This window comes from Brevundimonas sp. GN22 (genome assembly GCF_054824005.1).
Genome location: NZ_JSYD01000068.1, coordinates 1 through 2,354, shown reverse-complemented (window position 1 = coordinate 2,354; position 2,354 = coordinate 1). Strand labels below are relative to the sequence as shown.

Here is a 2,354-nt window from a genome sequence, read left to right as displayed (position 1 = left end):
CTCAGGGGCGCTCTCTGGGGCGCCCAGCAGCATTATCAAAGGCGCAGCAAGACGAAGTGCTGAAGATGCGTTCTGAGGGGGCTAGCCTAGGTGCGATTGCCAAAATCTTCGGTGTCTCACGATCAGCCACACAAAGACTTGAGCGAAAGCCTAGCCCCCTCCTTATATAAATAGTTAAGGGTGCGACCGACCTCGGGCGATGGCCTTATTTTTTAAACGCTTAGCAGTGTGCTTAACCTTTTCAACATTTTTATAGTCTGCCAATGCATGAGCTGGATTTTCATCACGCTTTGCAGTTTTCGGTAATGGATCCGAAACGCATTCAATATTTTCTTCGCGAAACTCAGCTACACTAACCCCATAGACTCCCGAGCTAGCGAGACCTCCAGATGTGTAATTGTCGTAAGATTCCGACGCGCTGAAGATAGTCGACCTATCAACCGACAGCTTGTTGTCATCTTTTGGAGTTGGTTGAAATCCTTGGCTAGAAGGCACGCCTCCTACAATGAAGCTAGGATGGATTTGCCTATACAAAATTTCATTATCATCAATCAAAGTATCAGACACCCTACCCCTCCCCGAATGCTTTACCGCTTATCTTATTCTCAAATTCTTTGATAAATTCAACACTGTATCCGGCATATTCAGATGGGCCGAATTCTCCAGATCCATCCACTTCAATGCCAAAGAACTCTATACTTCTATCCTCATTAATCTCGACAGAGTAGTCCCAACCACCATGCAAGAATTCAAGCAGAACGCCCCCATTTTCAGTGGGATATATCTTTATATCTTTTGAGCGAGATACTTCTAAGTCGAGTAAAAGACTAGCAGCTTCTAGAGCGTGATCTTGAATCACAGCTCCTCTTTCACCATCTAGCCATCCAGAAGATAGATTTTTTAAAGAGGAAATCATCTCACTGCGTGCCGGAGCAACAACCGTTATATCGTCCACCAAATCGATTTCGTGAACAATCTTAACGCCTTTGACAACATCATCACGATCAAGTTCTACAGATATATCGAACTGTACCTGCTGATTAATATTCCCATCAAATTCATCGACAACACGATCGACTTCGATAGGGATAGTGATAACTCCGTACTTGTCTGTTGCAACAAACACGGACCCAGAAGCCTTATCTTCACTAACCCACGCGCCGGATAGTTCGCCTACCCCTTCGTAGCGCTGAACGTAGGTGCCGCTCTGATTTGTAATAAGGCTCTTTCGCTTTCCGATATCGAGATAGATGACGTTACCGTCTTTGTCGTATTGCCCGCTAAACTCTATCTGCTCGCCTTGCTTCAACCCCGAGCCAAAACGATTGAGCGCTCTGATTTGTTGGGTTGATAATTTATCAGCCACATTAGAGTTGGCTGCGCCTGCGAAAAGATCAGTGATTTCCTGATACGCATCAGCAACGATCGACGATAGATCATCAGTCATACCGGGCAGTAACGCTTGAGCCTCCGCTCTATTCCATTCTATTTTTGGAACAGCGCTACCGTGATCGATGCCAACGAGATCGAAAGCAAAGCTCTTATCAAAACCTCGAGGGAGCCTTTTCCTTGATGGGTTTTTTGACAACCACGCTTGCTTTGCGAAAGAAACCAGCAGGTCTCGAAAAGCTGGAAGATCATTAAGTACGTCTAAGGGGAGATGCGCGTCTTTGAAGCGATCCCCAACGTATCTAAGTCTAAAGATGTGATCATCCGTAGGCATGCGTTTTTGATCCCTCCCCCGCGACCACCTAATCAACCACCGTTATCATAGATAGCTAGGACTTAACGGTCTTTAAAAGGCGGAACTATGATTCCGCATGGCTCACGTTCAATTGTACTGGGGCAATCCACCCAAAAGAGTGTCACACATTCTGTCACACAAGCCCCGGCGGGGTAGGCTTAAATGCTTGATTTCATTGGGTTTGAAGTTTGCTGGCGGAGACGGAGGGATTCGAACCCTCGGTACCCCTTACAGGGTACGACGATTTAGCAAACCGTTGCCTTCAGCCACTCGGCCACGTCTCCGGCAGGCGGCGTGGATAGCCCGTAACTGTCGGGTATGCAACGGGGTTTTCGAGAAATCTTGCGCGTTAACCTGCGGTATAGGCCACTAAGTCAGATTTCGACGTCATGTCAGAGGGGTTTTGGGCTGACAGGGGTTGGGTGGACGTCCGTTTGGAAGCGAATTTGGCTATGGCAGCGCGCGGTGAACCCGCGCCCGCAAGTGATCGCGATTCGACTCACAGTGAGTCGAAGCATGGCCATGCCATGCGCGGCCCCCTCCGCCCTGATGTATGGATCACCGCACGTAAGCGAAACGGATATCGACTACGCGTTTTCTACTATCGCGG

At 48.2% G+C, this 2,354-nt stretch carries 3 protein-coding genes and 1 tRNA gene; 1 reads left to right on the top strand and 3 read right to left on the bottom strand.

The window, feature by feature from the left end; translation table 11 throughout:
- Positions 1-14: 14 nt before the first annotated feature.
- Entirely contained in the window at positions 15-170 is a 156-nt protein-coding gene (locus tag OB03_RS09745; protein ID WP_461344012.1) for a helix-turn-helix domain-containing protein, read from the top strand.
- A gap of 4 nt (positions 171-174) precedes the next feature.
- Here OB03_RS09745 and OB03_RS09740 read toward each other — a convergent pair whose 3' ends face one another.
- The 3 genes from OB03_RS09740 to OB03_RS09730 all read right to left on the bottom strand — a co-directional run bounded on the left by OB03_RS09740 (position 175) and on the right by OB03_RS09730 (position 2,028).
- On the bottom strand, positions 175-567 hold the full coding sequence (locus tag OB03_RS09740) for a hypothetical protein (protein ID WP_461344011.1): 393 nt from the start codon (positions 565-567) through the stop codon (positions 175-177).
- A 1-nt stretch (position 568) separates the two neighbouring features.
- Positions 569-1,723 (bottom strand): hypothetical protein, encoded by a 1,155-nt coding sequence (locus tag OB03_RS09735; protein ID WP_461344010.1) that lies wholly within the window; start codon positions 1,721-1,723, stop codon positions 569-571.
- A gap of 213 nt (positions 1,724-1,936) precedes the next feature.
- Positions 1,937-2,028, bottom strand: a tRNA-Ser gene (locus tag OB03_RS09730).
- Positions 2,029-2,354: the final 326 nt, after the last annotated feature.

Bases quoted from the DNA above. Each gene is read 5' to 3' on its own strand.
- OB03_RS09735 (WP_461344010.1), bottom strand. From the start codon at position 1,723: ATGCCTACGGATGATCACATCTTTAGACTTAGATACGTTGGGGATCGC.